At 62.8% G+C, this 16,741-nt stretch carries 19 protein-coding genes; 9 read left to right on the forward strand and 10 right to left on the reverse strand.

Going from position 1 to position 16,741, the window contains the following annotated elements:
- The first annotated feature begins 62 nt into the window (after positions 1-62).
- Complete coding sequence (locus tag LB524_RS08690; RefSeq protein ID WP_224525298.1) at positions 63-1,106, forward strand: 2-dehydropantoate 2-reductase; 1,044 nt, start codon at positions 63-65, stop codon at positions 1,104-1,106.
- On the opposite strand, the gene LB524_RS08695 is transcribed toward LB524_RS08690, so the two are convergent.
- The 4 genes from LB524_RS08695 to dapD form a co-directional block, all read right to left on the reverse strand.
- The gene (locus LB524_RS08695; RefSeq protein ID WP_140789933.1) at positions 1,006-1,782 is read right to left on the reverse strand and encodes a hypothetical protein; all 777 of its coding nucleotides are present in this window, start codon (positions 1,780-1,782) and stop codon (positions 1,006-1,008) included. The two genes, LB524_RS08690 and LB524_RS08695, sit on opposite strands and share 101 nt — an antisense overlap.
- Before the next feature lie 69 nt (positions 1,783-1,851).
- Positions 1,852-2,235, reverse strand: a complete 384-nt coding sequence (locus LB524_RS08700) for a DUF805 domain-containing protein (protein WP_027143826.1) — start codon at positions 2,233-2,235, stop codon at positions 1,852-1,854.
- Positions 2,228-2,590, reverse strand: coding sequence for a DUF805 domain-containing protein (locus LB524_RS08705; RefSeq protein ID WP_140789931.1), 363 nt, complete (start codon positions 2,588-2,590; stop codon positions 2,228-2,230). The genes LB524_RS08700 and LB524_RS08705 overlap by 8 nt, the downstream gene beginning before the upstream one ends.
- Positions 2,591-2,661: 71 nt before the next feature.
- Entirely contained in the window at positions 2,662-3,516 is an 855-nt protein-coding gene (gene dapD, locus LB524_RS08710; RefSeq protein WP_015314427.1) for a 2,3,4,5-tetrahydropyridine-2,6-dicarboxylate N-succinyltransferase, read from the reverse strand.
- A gap of 142 nt (positions 3,517-3,658) precedes the next feature.
- Here dapD and LB524_RS08715 point away from each other — a divergent pair, with 142 nt between their 5' ends.
- Positions 3,659-4,507 (forward strand): LOG family protein, encoded by an 849-nt coding sequence (locus LB524_RS08715; RefSeq protein WP_015314426.1) that lies wholly within the window; start codon positions 3,659-3,661, stop codon positions 4,505-4,507.
- 119 nt (positions 4,508-4,626) lie between these two features.
- Here the strand turns inward: LB524_RS08715 and LB524_RS08720 are convergent, their stop codons facing one another.
- Positions 4,627-5,331: a pyrimidine 5'-nucleotidase gene (locus tag LB524_RS08720; protein WP_224525300.1), complete on the reverse strand. Its 705-nt coding sequence runs from the start codon at positions 5,329-5,331 to the stop codon at positions 4,627-4,629.
- A 162-nt stretch (positions 5,332-5,493) separates the two neighbouring features.
- Here LB524_RS08720 and LB524_RS08725 point away from each other — a divergent pair, with 162 nt between their 5' ends.
- The 3 genes from LB524_RS08725 (at position 5,494) to LB524_RS08735 (ending at position 8,061) form a co-directional block, all read left to right on the forward strand.
- The gene (locus LB524_RS08725; protein WP_140615443.1) at positions 5,494-6,255 is read left to right on the forward strand and encodes a GGDEF domain-containing protein; all 762 of its coding nucleotides are present in this window, start codon (positions 5,494-5,496) and stop codon (positions 6,253-6,255) included.
- A 184-nt stretch (positions 6,256-6,439) separates the two neighbouring features.
- Positions 6,440-6,625, forward strand: a complete 186-nt coding sequence (locus tag LB524_RS08730) for a hypothetical protein (RefSeq protein ID WP_140711699.1) — start codon at positions 6,440-6,442, stop codon at positions 6,623-6,625.
- A complete protein-coding gene (locus LB524_RS08735; RefSeq protein ID WP_224525303.1) occupies positions 6,622-8,061 on the forward strand; it encodes a GMC oxidoreductase in 1,440 nt (479 codons plus the stop codon). The genes LB524_RS08730 and LB524_RS08735 overlap by 4 nt, the downstream gene beginning before the upstream one ends.
- Before the next feature lie 228 nt (positions 8,062-8,289).
- On the opposite strand, the gene LB524_RS08740 is transcribed toward LB524_RS08735, so the two are convergent.
- From LB524_RS08740 to LB524_RS08750, 3 genes are all read right to left on the reverse strand, one after another.
- Positions 8,290-9,258: an amino acid ABC transporter permease gene (locus tag LB524_RS08740; RefSeq protein ID WP_224525306.1), complete on the reverse strand. Its 969-nt coding sequence runs from the start codon at positions 9,256-9,258 to the stop codon at positions 8,290-8,292.
- The gene (locus LB524_RS08745; protein ID WP_224525309.1) at positions 9,255-10,559 is read right to left on the reverse strand and encodes an NAD(P)/FAD-dependent oxidoreductase; all 1,305 of its coding nucleotides are present in this window, start codon (positions 10,557-10,559) and stop codon (positions 9,255-9,257) included. Before LB524_RS08745 ends, LB524_RS08740 begins: the two co-directional genes overlap by 4 nt.
- Positions 10,560-10,636: 77 nt before the next feature.
- A complete protein-coding gene (locus LB524_RS08750; protein WP_083883137.1) occupies positions 10,637-11,401 on the reverse strand; it encodes a transporter substrate-binding domain-containing protein in 765 nt (254 codons plus the stop codon).
- Between the two features lie 421 nt (positions 11,402-11,822).
- Here LB524_RS08750 and LB524_RS08755 point away from each other — a divergent pair, with 421 nt between their 5' ends.
- Complete coding sequence (locus LB524_RS08755; RefSeq protein ID WP_224525312.1) at positions 11,823-12,269, forward strand: Lrp/AsnC family transcriptional regulator; 447 nt, start codon at positions 11,823-11,825, stop codon at positions 12,267-12,269.
- Between the two features lie 135 nt (positions 12,270-12,404).
- Here the strand turns inward: LB524_RS08755 and LB524_RS08760 are convergent, their stop codons facing one another.
- Positions 12,405-13,037, reverse strand: coding sequence for a TetR/AcrR family transcriptional regulator (locus tag LB524_RS08760; RefSeq protein WP_015314415.1), 633 nt, complete (start codon positions 13,035-13,037; stop codon positions 12,405-12,407).
- Between the two features lie 104 nt (positions 13,038-13,141).
- Between LB524_RS08760 and LB524_RS08765 the strand changes: the two genes are divergently transcribed.
- A complete protein-coding gene (locus tag LB524_RS08765; protein WP_224525314.1) occupies positions 13,142-13,546 on the forward strand; it encodes a VOC family protein in 405 nt (134 codons plus the stop codon).
- Between the two features lie 66 nt (positions 13,547-13,612).
- Here the strand turns inward: LB524_RS08765 and phhA are convergent, their stop codons facing one another.
- Positions 13,613-14,449 (reverse strand): phenylalanine 4-monooxygenase, encoded by an 837-nt coding sequence (gene phhA, locus LB524_RS08770; protein WP_224525317.1) that lies wholly within the window; start codon positions 14,447-14,449, stop codon positions 13,613-13,615.
- Between the two features lie 134 nt (positions 14,450-14,583).
- Here phhA and LB524_RS08775 point away from each other — a divergent pair, with 134 nt between their 5' ends.
- Complete coding sequence (locus tag LB524_RS08775) at positions 14,584-15,060, forward strand: Lrp/AsnC family transcriptional regulator (protein WP_140719184.1); 477 nt, start codon at positions 14,584-14,586, stop codon at positions 15,058-15,060.
- A gap of 110 nt (positions 15,061-15,170) precedes the next feature.
- Positions 15,171-16,736 (forward strand): magnesium-protoporphyrin IX monomethyl ester anaerobic oxidative cyclase, encoded by a 1,566-nt coding sequence (gene bchE, locus LB524_RS08780; protein WP_224525321.1) that lies wholly within the window; start codon positions 15,171-15,173, stop codon positions 16,734-16,736.
- Positions 16,737-16,741 lie beyond the last annotated feature (5 nt).

Below are 16,741 nucleotides of genomic sequence, written 5' to 3' on the forward strand. Positions count from 1 at the left end.
CGACGATACCGCCGACATTATGGTTTTCATGTCGTATAGTTCTGGCTGATGCGGAGTAAGAGATGGCAAACGGCGAAAAAAGGATCGTCATTGCCGGCGCCGGCAGCATTGGCTGTTATGCCGGCGGCTGCCTGGCGCTCGCCGGGCGGCGGGTTGTCCTGCTTGCCAGGCCGCGCATCGAGGCAGCTCTGCGGCAGGGCGGATTGCGCGTCAGCGACCTCGAGGGCCGCGATCGCCTGATCAAGCCGGCAGAGCTTGCCGTCACCGCCGATCCGGCCGCGTCCTTGCCGGGGGCCGATGTGATCCTGGTCACCGTCAAGAGCGGCGCGACGCGGGAAATGGCGGCACTCATCAAGGCCCATGCCCGTCCCGATGCCGTGGTGGTGAGCCTGCAGAACGGCGTCGACAACGCCGACAGGCTGCGCGCGGCGCTTGGCCCGCGAACGGTGCTGGCTGGCATGGTGCCGTTCAATGTCGTGCAATCAGCCGATGGAGAGCTGCCGTTGCGCGTCCACCGCGCCAGCGACGGCAAGGTTATGGTCGAAGAAGGCAATGTCGGCCTTGCCGACCTTCTCGACACCGAAGGCCTGGCTGTCGAAACGCGTGGCGATATGAAGGCCGTGCTGTGGGGCAAGCTTCTGATGAACCTGAACAATGCGCTGGTGGCGCTGTCGGGCCTGCCGCTGGCAACTGAACTCGCTGACCGGCGCTGGCGGCTGATCCTGGCCAGCCAGATCGACGAGGCCTTGCTGGCGATGAAAGCCTCCGGCATCGAGCCGGCGCGGATCGCCGGCCTGCGCCCGACGCTGCTGCCGAAGGTGCTCAGGTTGCCCGACTGGCTGTTCAAGCTCCTGGCCCGGCGCATGCTGGCGATCGATCTCGAGGCGCGCTCGTCGATGTGGGACGATCTGCAGCGTGGCCGGTCGACCGAGATCGACGACTTGCAGGGCGCTGTTTTGCGGCTCGCTGAAAAAGCCGGTACGCCGGCGCCGACGGTCCAGCTTATCAGCGCGCTGGTGCGCGCGGCGGAAGCCGAGCGGCTTGGCTCGCCGGGCCTGGTGCCGGACAAGGTTGCGGCGCCGCCGGCCGGCCGTCGATCAACGTGATCTTCTGCCAGATCTTGCGCGACAGGTTGGACGCCAGGTTCTCGATGTCGTTGACGCCGTCGATGACGACGGCGTCATTGACGGATTGGGCGAACAGCGCCGCGATCTTGCCGGTGATCGACAGCATTTCGGAGCAATAGTCGAGATAGCGCGCGAGATCCGCAGCATTGGTGAGACGGGCCGGCGAATGCGCCGTCGGCTTGAAGCTGGCCGACAGCGCCGCCGGATCCTTGGTCAACTGGTGCATGTCGATGACATGGATCAGCGATCTGAGGCCGTGCAACTGGCGAAACACCTGCTTGCGCTTGATGCGCTCCTCGGTGCGGATCAGGGCCAGGAAGCCGAGCACGGCGAGGATGATCATGTTGATCGTGGCTTCGATGCCTTGCACCGACTGCACCGCGTCGTCGGCCTGGGAGATGTGAATGAGCGGCAGGATGGTGCCGACGAACAGGAAGATCAGCGCGCCCGCGATGACGGCGGCGACGATGATGCCACGCAGCCACCAGATAGGCGCTTCCAGGGCCTTGGCGGCCTTGGCCAGATCGCGCGACAGCGACACAAGTTCGGCGGCAACGCCGCGCAACCCGGCCTCCGGAAAACGGTCGGCCACACGCCCTTCCAGCCGCTCGGCGGTTTCGATGATCAGTTTCGGATCAAGCGTGCGGTAGCGCATGGCGATCCGATCGGCCCCCTAGGGCATGATGCCGAAAAGTGTGAAGCGGTTTTCCGACGACGTCATGCTCTATTTCTTTGATTCTGCCGGCTCGTTGGTGCGCCGGCCATAACGGTTGGGTCCAGGCTGCCCTGGAAACAGGCACAACACAAGGAAGGCGACGATCGAGACGACCGGCACGAACAGGATCAGCGCGGCGATACCCGGCTTGTCGAGGTCGTGCAGCCGCTTCACCGCCAGCGCGATGTTCGACCACAGCGAGGCGATGAAGGCGATGAAGAAGATGAACGACCACATGTTGCTCTCGGCCGAACCCTCCGGCACCAGCGTGAAGCGGTACAGCGGAAATGCCTGGATGATGGCGACGAGCAACCCGCCGAGAAAATAGGCCGCGCGGCTGACGCGGCCCGAGGTCTTGAAGAAAAGCCAGTTGAGATCCGATCTTTCAGGCAAGCGGGTCCGATCCATATTGATTGGCACCCCTGGTGCCTTCGAGAATGCCGAGTTCGACCAGCAGCCAGATGCCGCCGATGACGGGTACGAAGCCAATCAGCGTCCACCAGCCCGACTTGTTGCGGTCGTGCCAGCGTTTGGCATAGAGGGCAATCGCGAAATAGATCGATGCCAGCGCGAAGAGGATGCCGATGATGCCGATCTGGGCACCGCTGGCCGTGGTGACACGCGTGCCGAGGATCGCATCGAGAATGAAAGCAATAACGCCGATAACGATGAATACGCCGATGCCAGCCCAGAACTTGCCCCGGTTGATACGGCCATCAAAGCTTGTGAGCAGATATTTCCAGTCCATGTCACCCCTCCAGTTGAGCCAGCGCGGCCGATTGTCGCGCCGGCGGAAGGTGCGCCTGCCCGGCGGAAAGATCAATCGCGCAGCAATTCGTTGATCGAGGTTTTGGACCGGGTCTTGGCGTCGACCCGCTTGACGATGACAGCGCAGTAGAGACCTGGGCCCGGCTCGTTGTTTGGAAATGCCTTGCCCGGTAGCGAGCCGGCGACGACCACGGAATTCGGCGGCACCTCGCCATAGAAGATCTCGCCGGTGGCGCGGTCGACGATCTTGGTCGACTGGCCGATGAAGACGCCCATGCCCAGAACGGAGCCTTCGCGCACGATGCAGCCCTCGACCACTTCGGAACGCGCCCCGATGAAGCAATTGTCCTCGATGATGGTGGGGCCGGCCTGCATCGGCTCCAGCACGCCGCCGATGCCGACGCCGCCCGAAAGGTGGACGTTCTTGCCGATCTGGGCGCAGGAGCCGACCGAGGCCCAGGTATCGACCATGGTGCCGCTATCGACATAGGCGCCGACATTGACGAAGGACGGCATCAAAACCGCGCCCGGCGCGACATAGGCCGAACGGCGCACGATCGACGACGGCACGGCGCGGAAGCCCGCCTTCTCGAAATCGACGGCGCCCCAGCCGTCGAACTTGGACGCCACCTTGTCCCACCACACGGCCTCGCCGGGGCCGCCCTTGATGATCTCCATCGGATTGAGCCGGAAGGAGAGCAGCACCGCCTTCTTCAGCCACTGGTTGACATGCCACTTGCCGTCGGCCTGCCGCTCGGCGACGCGGGCGGTGCCGCGGTCGAGCAGGTCGAGTGCCGACTGGATGGCGTCGCGCACCTCGCCGCGGGTCGCGGTCGAAATGGCGTCGCGTTCCTCGAAGGCCCTGTCGATGGTCTTTTCGAGGCTCGCCAGATCGGGCTTCGACATGAATTTGCTCCATTACCAAGCTGTTAAGGGCTGCGCCTTAACCTGTTTAAAAGTCGCGCGGACCCTATGTTAAGGTGGAATGGGGGTCAATCGCGCCAGCGTCATGGGACGGCGCAAGTAAAGGAATGGACGGGTGGATTCGATGACTCCCATGGAAAAGGCGGGATGGACGCCGCTGCCGCACTCGGATGAGGATCTGGAGCGGTCGAAAAGCGTGCCGGACACGCCGCAAACGCGGGCCGAGACCTACCGCCTGGCCTGGAACGATCCCGACTTCATGACCCGGCGCGAGCTGCGCGCCGTCAGGCTGCAACTGGAACTGCTGAAGCCGGAAATGATCCTCGCCGAGCGCGGCATTCGTTCGACCGTGATCCTGTTCGGCGGCGCGCGCCTGCCGGAGCCCGGCGGCGAGGCCTGGGCGGCCAAGAACGAGATGCAGAAGAAGAACCTTGAGGAAAACAGCAAATATTACGAGGAGGCGCGCAAATTCGCCCGCCTCTGCTCGCAGCAGTCGGCCACGTCATATTATCGCGAATATGTGGTGGTGACCGGTGGCGGTCCGGGCGTCATGGAAGCGGGAAACCGCGGCGCCGATGATGTCGGCGCGCCGTCGATCGGGCTCAACATCGTGCTGCCGCACGAGCAGGCGCCGAACCCCTATGTGACGCCGGAGCTCTGTTTCAACTTCCACTATTTCGCCATCCGCAAGATGCACTTCGTCATGCGCGCCAAGGCCGTGGCGGTGTTTCCCGGCGGCTTCGGCACGATGGACGAGTTCTTCGAGACGCTGACGCTGATCCAGACCGGACGCATGGAGCGCGTGCCGGTGATCCTGTTCGGCAAGTCCTTCTGGAAGCGGGCGATCGACCTCGACTTCCTCGCCGAGCAGGGCACGATCAGCCCGGGCGACCAGGACATCATCGATTTCGTCGACACAGCCGACGAAGCCTGGGGCATCATCAGCCGCTTCTACAAGCTAGGGAGTGAGTGAGTGAGTAGGCAATGGGAATTAGTGAGTAGGGATTAGTGAGTAGGGATTAGTCAGTAGTGAGCGAGCGAAAGGTGTGCTCCTCCACTACTCACTACTCACTACTCACTACTCACTACTCACTACTCACTACTCACTATTCCCGTCAAAAATTCCGCGAGATCGTCGGTGACGTAGTCGACGTCGTCTTCCTGCGCCGGGTCGCGTTCCCAGATTTCCGAGAAGGTCGGCTCGAAATTGCGCGGCACCACGAGAACCGTCGTCATGCCCAGCGACTTCGGCACGGCCAGGTTGCGGGCGAGGTCCTCGAACATCACCGCATTGTGGCCGGTGACGGCGTGCAGTTCGGCGAACTTCTCATAGGTCTGACGCGCCGGCTTGGGATTGAGGCCGGCAGCGACGATATCGAAAATGTCGTCGAAATGGTCGAGGATGCCAAGTTGGCGCGCGGTGCGCTCGGCATGCCTGCGGTCGCCATTGGTGAAGATGAATTTGCGGCCGGGAAGCTGGCGGATGGCGGTGCCGAGAACAGGATCGGGCACCAGCCACGAATAGTCGATGTCATGGACCTTCTCCAGAAAGTCGTCGGGATCGATGCCGTGGCACGTCATCAGCCCGTTCAGCGTCGTGCCGTATTCGCGATAGAGCTCCTTCTGCAGCTTGCGCGCCTCCTCGCGCGGCAGCGCCAGCAGTTCCCCGACATAGGCGGTCATCTTGACGTCGATCTGCGAGAACAAATTCGAGTGATGCGGGTAGAGCGTGTTGTCGAGGTCGAACACCCAGTCGGTGACATGGGCGAAGCGGGCGGGATCGGGAAGCGTGGTCATGCGCTCCTTATGGCATGAAACAGGGATTCTGAAAGGGACTTTATCCACAACTTATGCGCGTCGAGAGTGGCGGAATGGCCTCACGATTCAAATTTTAGCCATCCCGGAAAGGTGGCCTTCAGGGCTTGCTGGCACAGAGACAAGTCCTGTGGGGAGCCCGCGATGAATAGCATTATTCTCAAATCCGCCGCCATCGCCTTCGCCTCCGTCGCTGCCTCGCTCCTGCTGACATTGATCATAGTCCCAGCGATGGGATTCCCGGTCACGCGCACGATCTGGCTGACGTCGACGGTCTGTCCGCTGGTCCTTGCCTGGACGGCATGCGCCGGCACGTTCTGGCAGAGCGACAGGTTGAAAAATGCCCATCGCGAATTGGCCCGTGCCCATGCCCAACTCGCCGCGGCGCACCGCCGCCTGGCGGAAAAGGCGAGCCGCGACGACATGACCGGCATGCTCAACCGGGAAAGCTTCTTTGCCGCGTTGGACGGCTCCCGGCGCAAGTCCGACCGCGGCGCGCTGCTGATCATCGACGCCGATCATTTCAAGAAGATCAATGACAATTTCGGTCACCTGACCGGGGACGACGCGCTGCTGTTGATCGCCAGCGCCATCGAGCGCGGCGTGCGCAGCGGCGACGTGCTCGGCCGGATCGGCGGCGAGGAGTTCGGCGCGTTTCTGACCGGAGCCACGGAACAGGAGGCCAAGCGCGTTGCCGAACGGATCCGTCGCGAGGTCGAGCTGATCCGCTTCCGACCCGTCGATGAGCGAACCATTCCGTTGACCGTTAGCATCGGCGGCACCGTGTGCGGCGAGGATGTCAACGTATCGGACCTGATGCGCGCTGCGGACCGGCGCCTCTACCAGGCCAAGCATGCGGGCCGCAACCTGACGATCCTCGATACCGACATTTCCGAAGCCGCATGAGCGGGTTGGCCAGCACACCCGGCCGGTTAAGAAATCTCTAACCCTGTTTGCATCCGGTTGTGCCGCTTGTCAGGCTTTTTACCGCCTTGAGGCCATGCTTGGCACGATACTGGCTTCCGTGACGATGCGTGTGCCGTTCGGGGAACGTCATGCGCGCATCGAAGCCCCAGCCGAGAGGCCTGTCATGAGTTTCTTCATCAAAAAAATGCCGCGCCGCACGCTCGTGCAGGCGCTGATCGCCCTGCCTGCCCTGTCCTTGTTCCGCAAGCTGCCTGATGCCGACGCCATCCATGGCGGTTCATCCCGGGCCGACCCCGACGAGATCGTCGAGGTCAATGGCTGGATCCTGAAGCGGAGCGACCTGGCATGATCTTCGACAGCTACGAGGCGTATCGCGCCGCCAATTTCGCGCCAAAGGTCTGTGTCCTTGGTTCCGGCCCCGCCGGCACCACGATCGCCAGGAAACTTGGCGCGGCCGGCATCCCGGTCGTGGTGCTGGAAGCCGGCTCGCGGGAATTCAGCGACGAGTCGCAGGATTTCTACCGCGGCACGACGGTCGGCGATTCCTACTTCGATCTCGATATCACGCGGTTGCGGTTCATGGGCGGCAGTTCCAATCACTGGGCCGGTTGGTGTCGCGTGCTCGACAAACAGGATTTCGAGCCGAAAGCCTGGGGACCGGACACCGGCTGGCCTATCCGGCGCGCCGACATCGAACCCTATCTTGCGGAAGTGCGCGATATCCTCGACCTTCCAGATTTCCGGCCAGATGTGCCGATCTCGGACGACATTCGCTGGGTGCAGCTGATCAAGAGCCCGGCGGTCCGGTTTGCAGAAAAGTTCGGCGGCCAACTCGACCAGAGCAAAAACATCGCCGTCGTGCTCAACACCTACGCCACCGAGCTTGCCGGAGATGGCAAACGCGTGACCGGCGCCAGATTATGGTCCAACGGGCAGGACGCCGGCTCGTTCAGCGCCGACTATTTCATCGTCTGCACCGGCGGACTGGAGAATTCCCGGCTGCTTTTGTGGTCCAACCGGCGCTCCAACGGCGGCGTCGTGCCGAACGCGACGGCGCTTGGCCGCTACTGGATGGAGCATCCGACCTTCGAGGGCGGCAATGCCATCCTAGCCGACGACGGCGCGTTCGAGGTCGATGCCGTCAAGGAGGCCTTCTTCTCGCCGATGGCTGCCGCGATGGAACGGCTCAGGATCATGAATTTCGGCATCAGGCTGATCGAGACTCCCTATCCGGGCGTCAAGAGCCTGATCGCTGATCTTGCCTGTACGGCGCCGCACATGGCGGAATGGGTGTCGGGCAAGCTCGACCAGAACCTGCGTTGCGCCGCTCAGCTTTATGTCGCCTGGGAACAGGCGCCGCTGGCTTCGAACCAGATCGAGCTGTCGAAAACCGAGGTCGACCATGCCGGCGTGCCGCGCATCGAACTGCACTGGAAGAAATCGGAACTGGAACGCCGCACCCTTCTCGAAGGCTTAAGGCTGTTCGGCACGACGCTTGCCCAGAAGAACCTGGGCCGGGTGCGCATTGCCGACTGGATCTCGAAGGGCGACGATTATCCGACCAACGAAGAGACGGCGGGCCACCATCATATGGGCGGCACGCGCATGGGCACCGACGTCACCAGGAGCGTGGTGGACGCCAACTGCAAGGTGCATGGCATGGACAATCTCTATGTCGGCGGCTCTTCGGTCTTTTGCACGTCGGGACAAGCCAATCCAACGACGACGATCACCGCGCTCGCCTGCCGGCTGGGTGAGCACCTGAGCAAGGTGGTCACGGTCTGAGCGCAGTCGTCGTCCCTGCTCGGATCACCACCCGTTCTGCCGACGCCAAGGATGGCGCCGGCAGAGGCTCAAAAGCCGTAGAGGGCGATGCGCACCAGCACGGCGGCGACGCCGAGCTTGCCACCATTCGGCGCTTCGTCACCGCCGCGCTCGACCTGCAGCGCGACCAGCTTGTGCGGCTGAAGGCCGAGGCATCGCAGCCGCGCTGATTTTAGGCGTCAAACCTACCTAGCGGTCCGATCGGCCGAAGCGCCGTTCGAGATAGGCCTGGCCGAATTCCAGCGCGATCGACAGGATCCAGTAGATCATCGAGGCCGTGATCAGCATCTCGATATGGCGGAACTCCGTCTGGCCCATCGTGCGGGCGAGATACATGATCTCCCAGACGCCGACGACCGACACCAGCGAGGAATCCTTCAGCATGGCGATGAACTGGTTGCCGGTCGGCGGGATGATGACGCGCATGGCCTGCGGCAGGATGACCAGCGCCATGGTCTGGCCGGGGCTCAGGCCGAGCGCCGTGGCGCCTTCGCTTTGGCCGCGCGGGATGCTTTCGATGCCGGCGCGGAAGATCTCGGTCATGTAGGCGCCATAACACAGCGACAAGGCCACGATGCCGGCCGGCACCGCGCCGATCACATAGCCGACCTGCGGCAGGCCGAGATAGATGATGTAGATCTGCATCAGCAATGGCAGGCCGCGAAACAGCGACGTGTAGAAGGTGGCCAGCCCGTAGACGATGCCGTTGCCGGTCAGTTTGGCGATGGCCCCGACAAGCGCGATGGTCGTCGCGATGAGAATCGAGATCGCCGAAATGTAAAGCGTCGTGGTGACGCCCTGGGTGATCAGGAAGCCGACCTTCCTGGCAATGAAGGCAAAGGAGAGGTCGAAGGAATAGAAGAACAGCATCAGCAGCGCGAACAGCTCGATCCAGACGCCGGCGATCTGCTGGCGTCGGGGCAGGAGCAGCAGCAGCTTGCAGTTCACCAGAACCAGGAGCGCGATCAACACGGCCGAGAGGGCGCGCGACAAGGCTGGATTGGCCTGCAACCAGTCGGATGCAAGCGGCATCACCGAGCCGATCCAGCTCGACTTGATGCCCATGGCGTAGAGGGCCGCGGCCAGCAGCGCGGGAAAAAGCGCGGCCGCCGCGTGGCGGGCAAGCCCTGGATGGGAGAGCATCAGCCTGCCGATCATGCCGTCACCTTGTCCTTGGTGGTGGCGCGGCGTTCCCGCCACCAGTCCTGCGCCTGCAGTTTCCAGTAGGTGAGCTGCGCGGCGGCCAGGCCACCGGCGCCGCCGGCCCAGCTCAGTCCGAATGGCGCGAACTGCCGATACCGGTCCGAAGCGCCCAGAATGCCCTCGGCGACTACTTTTCCGGCAATCGCCGTGGTGTTGAGACCATGGCCACCGAAAGCGGTGCAGTACCAGACGCCTGATTGGAGCTCCCCGATCTGGGGCATCAGATGCCGGGCATAGGACATCAGCCCCGACCAGGCCAATTCGGTCTTGAGGCCGGCAAGCTGCGGGTAGGTGCCGACCATTTCGCGGCGCAATTCGCGCGCCAGCGCGTCGGCGGAAGCGGCGCGCGTGGTGATGCGCCCGCCCCACAAAAGGCGATTGCCGCTCTCGACCAGACGATAATAGTCGCCGGCCCGCCTGTTGTCGCCGACGGCATCGGTGGTGGCGATGGCTTGCGCGATGAGGCGGGGAGCCGCCTCGGAAACCATCACATAGGTCGCGATGGGCAGAAAGGCGCGGTAGAGCTGGCCGAACACCGGGCCGGTATAGCCGCCGGTCGCGAGCACGATCTGGGGCGCCCGAAGCGTGCCCTGGCTCGTGCGCAGCATCTTTTGCGGTCCCGACAGGTCGCATTGCACGACCTCGGAACTCTCATGGATCTTGCCGCCCAGCCGCTCGATCTCGTCGGCCAGGCAACGCAGATAGTTGAGCGGATGGATGTGAAAGGCGTTCGGGTCGCGCAGGCCCTGGTGGTAGCGAGCCGACTTCAGCACCGCGCGCACATCTTCGCCGCGCAGATATTGAAGCTCGTAACCATGGTCGCGTGCCATCTGGTCGGCATAGGCCTTCAGCGCATCGCCGCCGTCGTAGCGCAAGACGCTGAGCAGGCCGGCACGCGGCTGGGCGGCCGATATTCCGAGCGCCTCGATGGTGTCGCGCACGAAGTCCATGCCTTCGATCGACAGCCGGTGCAGGTCGCGCGCTGCCTCCCCGCCGACACGTGCGGCGATAGTGTCGCCGCCGGTGGCGAAGCCGGGTGTGACGAAGCCGCCATTGCGTCCCGAAGCGCCGAAACCAACGACCTGGGCTTCCAGCGCGACGACGTGCAGTCCGGCGCGCGCCAGTTGCAGCGCTGTCGTCAGCCCGGCCAATCCGGCGCCGACGACGGCCACGTCACATCGCGCCTCGCCTTTGAGCGGGGGCCGCGTCTTCCGGTCGGTCAGGGTGCGGGCGTAATAGGTGTCCGGATAGGCCATGGCGACTTTGCGGTGAGGGCATTCATGAGGCGAGGTGACGCCCGCCGGCTGCCGAGGAGGCAGCCGGCGGAATGACTTTACTTGGCGCTGTAGTCCTTGCCGTACCACTTCGTGGTCAGCGCGGCGAGCGTGCCGTCCGTCTTCATCTCGGTGATGATGCCGCCGACCTTCGCGGTCCACTCAGGATCCTTCTTCTCGGCGATGACGACGAGCGGCTCGCGGAAGGCGTACTCGCCTTCCAGGATCTTTACGGGATAGCCGTTCTTGATGGCATTCTGCGCTGTCTGTTCCGGCGCGATCACGGCATTCAGGCGCACGCCGTCGCCAAGCCGCAGGTCATCGAAGGGAAGCATGGAATCCGCGTAGGTGCGGATCTCGCCCGGCTCGAGCTTGTATTCGATGGGAGCCAGGCCAGGCGCGTCGATTTCGAGCTTGCGGCGAATGAAATCCTCCGAGGTGGTGGCAGTCTCGACGCCGATGATCTTGCCGTTGAGATCGGCGACCGACTTCGCGCCGCTGTCCTTGTGCAGGACATAGACGTAGGGGCTGTAATAATAGATGCCGACAAAGTCGATCACCTTGGAGCGGGCTTTTGTCGGCGTGACCGATCCGACGCCAAGGTCGTAGCGTCCCTGCCAGCGCCCGCCGGTCAGCGTCGCCCAGTCGGGCGTTTCGAACGAGACCTCGACGCCAAGCCGCTTGCCGATCTCGCGCGAGACATCGATGTCGAAACCGGCGAGTTCGTTGCTGTCGTTGAGAAAGCTCTGTGGAGGCCAGGCCGCGTTGGTGGCGATGACCATCGCCTTTTTCGACGTGACGCGGTCCAGGGTTTCACCGGCCATGGCTGCCGTCGTGATGGCGAATGTCGCGGCGGCAAGAACGGCCAAATTGAGCAGTTTTTTCAAAGTTATCCCTCCCTTGTGGTTGAACTGATAGGTTGAGTGGCCGACGTCGAACCTCAGCGCTTCAGCTGCAGGTGCAACCGGATCGGTTTCGGACTTTGCCCATCACAGCCGAAGCTGATTCCTCCTGACGGACCGGCGTTCGTGACTCCAGACAGTCAGGTCGCAAAAAGAAGGGTTCCACCCGGCGAAATGCGGGATATTGGCGATCGCGCAGTCATTGCGTCCCTTGGGATGACAAAGTGCCGGATAGTTGGCCTTGTTCCGTTCGCCGCTGCCAGTATTGCGGATTGTCGCGAGGGCTGTTCAGCCGATAGGATCGCGCGGTGGTTACTAGCGGATCGAGCGAGAGGTTTTGTTTGTGGAATTGACCGAGAAGGATCGTCAGTTGCTCGCGCTGATGCAGAAGAACGCGCGTGAGCCGGTCGCGTCACTGGCACGGCAGCTCGGCGTGTCGCGGACAGCGCTGCAGGAGCGGATCCAGAAGCTGGAGGCCGGCGGCATCATCGAAGGCTATACCGTGCGGCTGGCCAAGACGGTGGCCCAGAACGCCGTCCACTGTTTCACCCTCGCCTCCCTGAACAACAAGAGTTATCCGGACGTCTCCAGAAGGATCAAGGCGATGCCCTCGATCCAGGCGGTCTATGCCATAACCGGTGAATGGGATCTGATCATCCACCTTGCCGCCGAGACGCTTGAGAAGCTGAACCGGGAGGTGAATGCCCTGAATGAAATCAGCGGCGTCGTCAAAACCGCTTCCCACGTGGTGATGGAGACGAAGTTCAACCGGACCATCTACGCTCTGTAGGAATGGCGGAATGTCCCGGCGGCCGGCCGTTCCACTGGAACTTGTCGATCTGGTAGCCGGTGCGCATCACTGTTTGCAGGTCGAAAGGCACATGGTGGTGTCCTCGACCCCTGCAAACGTGGGCAGGGGACGCGACTAGTTCGGCTGGACTCCGTAGACGGCCAGAAATGCCTCCACCGAGGCATCCGCGTGGCGTTCCAGTTCGGCCTTGGAGCGCCGGTTGCCTCCCGTGAACATGGCTTCATTCATGGGGATCCAAAGAAGCATTCCAAAAAGATGGCTGGCTGCCAGATAGGGATCACTTGTTTGTATCAGTCCTCGACTGGTGAGTTTTTGAAAGCAGGACGCCGTCGAGGCAAGCATGCGCTCAAACCCCTTTTCGTACCAAGCGCGGCCAAGCTGCGGCATTCGATCCGCGTTGGCGATGATCAAGCGCCGCAGCTTCAACAACTCTTCATCCATGAGAACCGCTATCAGACGTCGGGCAAGCTGCTGCAGGCCGCCTTCCATGAATTTCGCCTCGGAAAGCAGCGTCGTCACGGACTCGATGATGTCATTGACCTGGGTAGCGGTTGACAGAACGACTTCGCCAAACAGCGTCTCCTTGTCGGTGAAATGCTTGTAGACGGTCTGCTTGGAGGCCCCCGCCTTGGTGGCGATTTCCTCCATGCTGGTCCCGTCATATCCCTTGCTGGTGAACGCCGCTGTGGCCGCCTGGATGATCTCACGATCCTTGCGAGCCGATCTGGTCTCACCGTCGATTTTCATGGCGCCCTCTTAACCAGTACTAGACGGTACCGTTCTCTCGTGGTAGCCCCATGAAACGGTACTGGACTGACTAGTACCTGTCAACGAAGGCAAGGCTTAGACCGATGACCAAGATGATCTTCATAAATCTGCCGGTGCGGGATCTGCAGGCAGCGACCAATTTCTATCTCGCGATCGGGGGCACGCTCAATCCGCGGTTCTCGAACGACCAGGCCAGTTCGGTCATGTTTTCCGACGCGATCGGGGTGATGTTGCTGACGCACCAGCATTACTGCCAGTTCACAACCCGCCAGATCGGCGACGCCAGGCGTGACAGCCAGATGCTGATCGCACTCACCGCGAGCAGCAAGGACGAGGTCAATGCCACGATCGAGAAGGGCGTCGCGGCCGGCGGCCGCGCCGATCCCAACCCCGCTCAGGATCTCGGCTTCATGTTCAACCGCCACATCGAAGACCCTGACGGCAACGTCTGGGAGCTCCTGTGGATGAACCCCGCTGCCATGCAATAGCCCAGCGCGATCAAAGCGTCCAAAGCGCGTCGCGTTGAGACAGATTCATGCGACGCGCTTTATGTTTTAGACCGTCGCCGGGTCGAGCGCCGGCTGGCTCTTGCGGCGCGAGACGATCGCTTCGAAATCCGCCGTCTGGAAGGCATCGCGCAAGGCGTCGAAGGACGGCAACACGAAATAGGCGCGCTGGAACTTGTCGATCTCGTAGCCGGTCCGCATCACCGTTTCCAGGTCGAACGGCACATGGTGGGCGTCCTTGCTCTCGACAGCAAACTGCAACTCGGTGAACGACGACATCAGACCGGCGCCAAACGCCTTCAGCTTCTGGCCGTTCTCCTGCATCAGGCCATATTCGGCCGTGTACCAGTAGAGCCGGGTGATCATCTCGTCGCCGCCCAGCGCAATGATGTCGCCGGCCTTCTTGCCATACATCTGCATGAAATCGGCGAACACCGGCTGCGAGAGAACCGGCACATGGCCGAAGAAGTCATGGAACATGTCCGGCTCGACGACGTAGTCGAGTTCCTGCTTGGTCCGCAGCCAGTTGGTGACCGGGAAGCGGCGGTTGGCGAGGTGGTCGAAGAACGGTGCGGCCGGGATGAGGCCCGGCACGGCGACGATTTCCCAGCCGGTCAGCTTGCGCAGTTTGGTGCTGACGTCCTCGAAATCGGGGATGCGGTCGAGCAGGCCGAGCTTCTCGACGCCGTCGAGATAGGAGTGATGGGCGAGCTTTTGCGTCAGCTTGGTCTGGCGGTCGCACAGCGTGCGCCACACCGCCTGCTCCTCGGTCGAATAGTCATAAGCCTGCGCCACGGTGAAATCCGCGCGGCACACCGAATAGTCCCCGCGCAACCCTTGCGCCGCGCAGTCGCGGGCGTATTCGGCAACGCTCATCGTCGTCATGGGTTTTCTCCTCGCACCAATGGTTGACGTGCCGCAAGACTAACCCGATCTGCCGAGGCAATTCGGTTTTGATGGTGGCTCCTCCGCCACATTCGAGATACTATTCACTCACAATTCACGTGGGAGGAGTGAAAATGCCTCAATTCGACGATTTCGAGATCAAGATGCTGGATGTCCTGCAACGCAACGGCCGCAAACCCGTTTCCGAGCTGGCGCAGGAGGTCGGCCTCTCCACCACGCCCTGCGCCCGGCGCTTCGAGGCGCTGCAGGAAGCCGGCATCATCAAGGGTTTTGCCGCGGTGATCAGCCGCCGCGCCGTCGGCCTGACGGTCGAGGTATTCATCCAGGTGCGCCTCGTCAGCCACAGCGACGGCTCGCCCGAGAGCTTCATTGCCGCCGTTCAGCACATGGATGAGGTGTCGTCGTGCTGGACGATGACCGGCGACCACGATTTCCTGCTGCATGTCATGGTGCCATCGGTCGACGAGCTCAACGCCTTCGTCATGCATCGGCTGATGCGGCTCGACGGCGTGCGCGACGTCCACACGCAACTGGTGCTGCAGAACATCAAGGGACCCGGCCACGTGCCGCTCGCCCATCTCAGGCGGTGATGCGCATCCGCGTTTCTGCGGAAAAACTGCAAGCAAACTGCTGAGCTCGGCCCTTTCGGCGACCAGCTCTCCAACCAGCATGCACGGACCATTCCTCCCGGAGGTCCGCCATGAAAATCGTCCTGATCAATCCGCCACACACCGCCATCGGCAGCCGCGTGCCGGACGATCACCTGCCGCCGCTTGGTCTGCTGGCGATCGGCGGCCCGCTGCTCGACGCCGGTCATCAGGTGCGGCTCGTCGATGCCGAGTTCGGGCCGATGCCGCTCGCCTCGGTTGTCGCGGAAGCCCTGAAGGACTGTCCCGACTTCGTTCTGATCGGCCATTCCGGCTCGACCTCGGCACATCCGACCGCCTTGTTGATCGCCGGGATGGTCAAGGCGCGCGCGCCGGCGACGATCATCCTCTATGGCGGCGTCTTCCCCACCTATCACTGGCGCGACATCCTGGCGTCAACCGACGCCTTCGACTTCATCGTGCGCGGCGAGGGCGAGGCGACCGTGGTGGCGCTGGTCGAGGCGCTGGAGATGCGCCAGCCGCCGGCAAGCGTTGCCGGCATCGCCTGCCGCGACGATCTTGACCGTCCCTTCGCTACGCAAGCGGCGATGACTATCGCCGACCTCGACGCCTACCGCGTCGGCTGGGAGCTGATCGACCACCGCAGATACAGCTACTGGGGAGGCAAGCGTGCGGTGGTCATGCAGTTTTCGCGCGGCTGCCCGCATCTGTGCAACTATTGCGGCCAGCGTGGCTTCTGGACCCGCTGGCGGCATCGCGACCCAGTCAAGTTCGCCAAGGAGATTGCCTGGCTGCACCGCGAGCATGGCGTCGAACTGATCAACCTGGCGGATGAAAATCCGACGGTTTCTAAAAAGGCATGGCGCGCCTTTCTCGAAGCCTTGATTGCCGAGAACGTGTCGGTGCTGATCGTCGGCTCGACCCGCGCCGACGATATCGTGCGCGATGCCGATATGCTGCACCTCTACCGCCAGGCCGGTGTCATCCGCTGGCTGCTCGGCATGGAAAACACCGACGAGCAGACGCTGCAATTGATCCGCAAGGGCGGCAGTACCTCGTCCGATCGTGAAGCGATACGGCTGCTGCGGAAGCACGGCATCCTGTCCATGGCAACCTGGGTCGCCGGCTTCGAGGATGAGGGATTTCGCGATCTGTGGCGCGGCTTTCGCCAGCTCCTCGCCTATGACCCCGACCAGATCCAGGCGCTCTATGTGACGCCGCATCGCTGGACGCCGTTTTTCCGCATCGCGCGGGATCGCAAGGTCATCCAGAGGGATGCCCGCCTGTGGGATTACAAGCACCAGGTGCTGCAGATGACCCGGCTGAAGCCGTGGATGCTGTTCTTCTCGGTCAAGCTGATTGAGCTCGCCGTGCAGTCGAGGCCGAAGGCGCTGGCGCGCATCCTGTTCCACCCCGATCCCGAGCAGCGGCATTCGATGCGCTGGTACACGCAGATGGGCCGCCGCGTCTGGTTCCGCGAGATCTGGAGTTTTCTGGTGACCGACCGCCGGGTGAAAGGCGGCCCGACGCTCGCCGAATTCTGGGGCGCACCGCAGGACACCGAGGAGGAATCGATGGTTGTCCGGCGGCCAGGTACAAAGCCGGAGCTTCCCGCAGCCGTAAATCGCGGCCCGTCAGGCAGAAGATTAGCCGGCTGACAAGA

Origin of the sequence: Mesorhizobium sp. ESP6-5, from assembly GCF_020164695.1 — a bacterium.
GTDB classification, from domain to species: domain Bacteria; phylum Pseudomonadota; class Alphaproteobacteria; order Rhizobiales; family Rhizobiaceae; genus Mesorhizobium; species Mesorhizobium australicum.